This window comes from Dokdonella sp. (genome assembly GCF_049593775.1).
Classification (GTDB): Bacteria; Pseudomonadota; Gammaproteobacteria; order Xanthomonadales; family Rhodanobacteraceae; genus Dokdonella.
The window spans coordinates 1-3,675 of sequence record NZ_JBAWHJ010000350.1; the positions used below are offsets into that span (position 1 = coordinate 1).

General features: G+C 60.4%; 4 protein-coding genes. 2 read left to right on the forward strand and 2 right to left on the reverse strand.

What is annotated here, in order from left to right:
• A partial coding sequence (locus WBP53_RS12150) for a hypothetical protein (protein WP_423929285.1) occupies positions 1-522 on the reverse strand: 522 nt, incomplete at its 3' end.
• Between the two features lie 231 nt (positions 523-753).
• Here WBP53_RS12150 and mazG point away from each other — a divergent pair.
• Both mazG and WBP53_RS12160 read left to right on the forward strand, forming a co-directional pair.
• Positions 754-1,542 carry a nucleoside triphosphate pyrophosphohydrolase gene (gene mazG / locus WBP53_RS12155; protein ID WP_423929287.1) on the forward strand — a complete coding sequence of 263 codons (789 nt, stop codon included), beginning with the start codon at positions 754-756 and terminating at the stop codon, positions 1,540-1,542.
• A gap of 310 nt (positions 1,543-1,852) precedes the next feature.
• Positions 1,853-2,677, forward strand: a complete 825-nt coding sequence (locus WBP53_RS12160) for a DUF4097 family beta strand repeat-containing protein (RefSeq protein WP_423929289.1) — start codon at positions 1,853-1,855, stop codon at positions 2,675-2,677.
• Between the two features lie 103 nt (positions 2,678-2,780).
• On the opposite strand, the gene WBP53_RS12165 is transcribed toward WBP53_RS12160, so the two are convergent.
• Positions 2,781-3,675: acetyl-CoA carboxylase carboxyltransferase subunit alpha (locus tag WBP53_RS12165; protein ID WP_423929291.1), on the reverse strand; the 895-nt coding region annotated here is incomplete at its 5' end.

The following is a 3,675-nucleotide window of genomic DNA, read 5'->3' on the forward strand; positions in this document are numbered from 1 at the left end:
GCCGCGCCTCGCCTTGTTGATTCCCAGCATTTCCTTGGTCGCATCCGTTGCAGTGCCGCTGCTGTCGTTGTTGGTTGCGACGTTCTTGACGGTGTTCCCCAGTGACTTGAAGAATCGACCAACGCCGGCGGGCGCCGCTTTCAGCGTATCGACCGGGTCAGATACAACCTTGCCCAGAGATTCGACGGTGTTGGTTGCCGACGTGCCGATTGCGTCAGCGAATGTGCTGCTGGTGGAAATTGCGTTCAGCGCCTTGACCGCCGGCACCTCGCCAACGCGCACCGACAACAGATCAGCGCCATCGGCTGTAATGGTCTTGCCGTAGACCTCGAGCGAAAACTGGCCATTGAAGCCGGAGATCGGGACTTTCGAGCTGATCACATAGCCGGTGCCATCCTGTTTCGGGACATTGGCGAAATCGGAGTAGCTCAGGGTTGGTGCGTTCTCGGCGACGCCGATCGAGGGCGCTGCCAGAAAAAGCGCGAGCATGGCCAGCATGCAATGTCTGCGGCAATTGATCACGGCGGGAATCTCCTTGGGGTTTGGATGTGGCGAGGTTGGCCAATGATAGGGCCTCAGGTGCGCCGTTGCTTGCTCCGTTCTCAAGTGCAATCCAGGGGCGGGAACTGCGCGCGAGTCGGCAGCGGCCGGGCTTGCGCCCATGGGATCGGCCCGGCAGCATGCTTGTCGGCAGGTATCTGCCTCCCCATCGACACGGGGGCGCGCTGCTGTCACACCACCGAAGGAATTCAGATGCGAAAGATTGATGATCTGCTGGCGATCATGGCCCGCTTGCGCGATCCGGTGGACGGTTGTCCGTGGGATGTGAAGCAGAGTTTCGACACCATCGTGCCCTACACGATCGAAGAAGCCTATGAAGTGGCAGATGCGGTTGACCGACGCAACTACCCGGACCTTTGTGAGGAATTGGGCGACCTGCTGTTGCAGGTCGTGTTCCATGCCCGCATGGCAGAGGAAGCAGGGCATTTTGGTTTCGACGATGTGGTTGCGTCGATCTGCAAGAAGATGGTTGGCCGCCATCCGCATGTCTTTGCCGACGCCCAAGCAGATTCAGCCGATGAGGTTCTGGTCAACTGGGAAGCCATCAAGCGCCGAGAGCGCGAGGCGGGTGGTGACGCTGATCCCAGCGCACTGGCAGGAATCGCACGGGGGCTGCCCGAGTGGCAGCGTGCAACCAAGTTGCAAAAGCGTGCTGCGACAGTCGGATTCGACTGGCCCGACGTGAATCCCGTGTTCGACAAGTTGCATGAGGAAATCGAAGAGGTTCGCGAAGAATTCGCCAAGGGCGCTGATCCGGATCGATTGACCGACGAGATCGGCGATGTGCTGTTCGTATGCGCGAACCTTGCCCGTCATGCCCGTGTGGACGTGTCAGCCGCGCTGCGTCACGCCAACGCCAAGTTTGAGCGGCGCTTTCGACGGATGGAGGCTTTTTCCACGGAATCCGGAACGACATTGAATGACACCACGCTTGATGATCAGGAACAGCTTTGGAATCGCGCCAAGGCCGAGGAAAAGTGAGCCCGACAGGCACGGCTTCAGGCAACGGATGGGATCGGGATGGTCGGCGCGCCTGGCATTGATTCGTACCGCCGCGCAAGGCAATCACTGAAATTGTTGCGTGTGAGGGAGGACGCAACCGATAGGGCGCCAAGGGCTCGCCTATGGCGCTGGTATTCGCGATTGCACCTTCTGTATCGAGCTTTCCGGCCGATGTAGATGACAGATTCAAGGGCAGCCAGCGCTAGAGCCTGGATTTCTGCAGGCGGCTGTTTAAACCATTCCCGCACTCGGCGTATCCAAGTAGCAACCATCCACTCCGGAGACGTCCATGCGCCTGCCCTTGTTTGCAACCTTATTGCTGTTTTCCGCCCAGGCATCGGCAACCATGTGCGCTCACGAAGCCGATCGCTCTTTCGATGTCGATCGTGCCGGCTTGATGGCCCTGGTTGCGAAGAATGGTTCAAGCGACGTTCGTATCCGCGGCATTGCCGATATCGGTCGAATCGAAGTGCGTGGGCGGGCCTGTGCATCCGACCCTGCCGATCTTGATCGGCTGACGGTCGAGCAGCGCCGGGATGGTGACCGGCTGGTACTCGAAGTCGGTCGCGACACCGGAATGTCGTTTTCGCTGTTCGGATCCCACTATGCCTATCTGGATCTCGAGATTCGCGTTCCGCTTGATCTGGCAGTCGAAGTGGACAATGGATCAGGTGATATCGACGTCCGAGACGTGGCGCGGCTGCGCTACGACGGTGGATCCGGCGATCTCGAAGTCGAAAACGTGGCAGGCGAACTCGACATCGAAGTGGGCTCGGGCGACATCGAGGGTTCGAACGTCGGCCCGGTCAGGTTGAGGTCGATTTCTTCGGGCGACGTGAACCTGCGCAAGATTGGCGGCGATGTCACCGTAGGCCGCGTGGGCTCGGGTGATCTCGACTTGCGCGCCATCAGCGGCGGGGTAGAGGTCGACCGGATCGGCTCGGGTGATGTGACCGTCGATGACGTGCAGGGCAGCGTCACCGTGGGCAGGATTGGGTCCGGGGACTTGCGAGCAACAGGTGTCCGCGGCGACCTTACTGTCCGATCAACGGGAAGCGGTGATGTCTCGCATCGGGATATCGGTGGAAACATCGACGTGCCGTATTCGGATTGACGCTCCGTACTGCGGTCCACGCGATCAGGGTTGATGCACGCAGCAGCCTGACTCGGGTGAGTCGGCCGACAAGGCTGGGCGAGGTGTTCCGTAAACGGTGCGGCTAGGCGTCTTTGTACGCGCCATGTTGGCGCATTTTCTGGTAGCGCTGCTCAAGCAGCGTCGGGATATCCAGTGCGTCCAGCTCACTGAGCTGGGCGAGCAGCACGGCCTTCAGGCGCACGGCCATCGAGCGCGGGTTGCGATGCGCGCCACCCAGAGGTTCGCGCATGACCTTGTCGATCAATCCCAGTTCGAGCAGTCGGGGTGCCGTGATGCACAGCGCTTCCGCCGCGTCCCTGGCCTTGTCTGCTGTCTTCCAGAGGATTGAGGCGCAACCCTCCGGAGAAATGACCGAGTAGGTCGAATACTGAAGCATCAGGATGCGGTCGCCGACGCCAATGGCGAGTGCGCCGCCCGAGCCGCCTTCACCAATGACCGTGCAGATGATGGGAACCTTGAGTTCGGCCATCTCTATCAGGTTGCGTGCAATGGCTTCGGATTGTCCGCGTTCCTCTGCACCGACACCCGGATATGCGCCGGGGGTGTCGATGAAGGTCAGCACGGGCAATTTGAAGCGCTCGGCCAGTTTCATCAGGCGCAGGGCCTTGCGATAGCCTTCCGGGCGCGGCATGCCGAAATTGCGTCGGATCTTGGTTTTCGTGTCGCGGCCCTTCTGGTGGCCGATGATGACGACGCTACGGCCGTCGATGCGACCGATGCCTCCCACGATGGCAGCGTCATCGGCATACGCACGATCGCCCGCGAGCTCGTGGAACTCTTCACACATGACCTTGATGTAGTCCAGCGTGAAAGGCCGTGCCGGATGGCGAGCCAACTGGGCAACTTGCCAAGGACTCAGGTTGCGGAAGATTTCCGCAGTACGCGTCTTCAGCTTGCCTTGCAGCTTTCCGATTTCGTCTTCGATATTGAAGGCCTGACCGTGGCTGGCATGGCGC

What these genes read in the sequence shown, in the direction of transcription:
- mazG (WP_423929287.1), top strand. Translation starts at nt 754, where the DNA reads ATGCGAAAGATTGATGATCTGCTGGCGATCATGGCCCGCTTGCGCGAT.
- WBP53_RS12160 (WP_423929289.1), top strand. Translation starts at nt 1,853, where the DNA reads ATGCGCCTGCCCTTGTTTGCAACCTTATTGCTGTTTTCCGCCCAGGCA.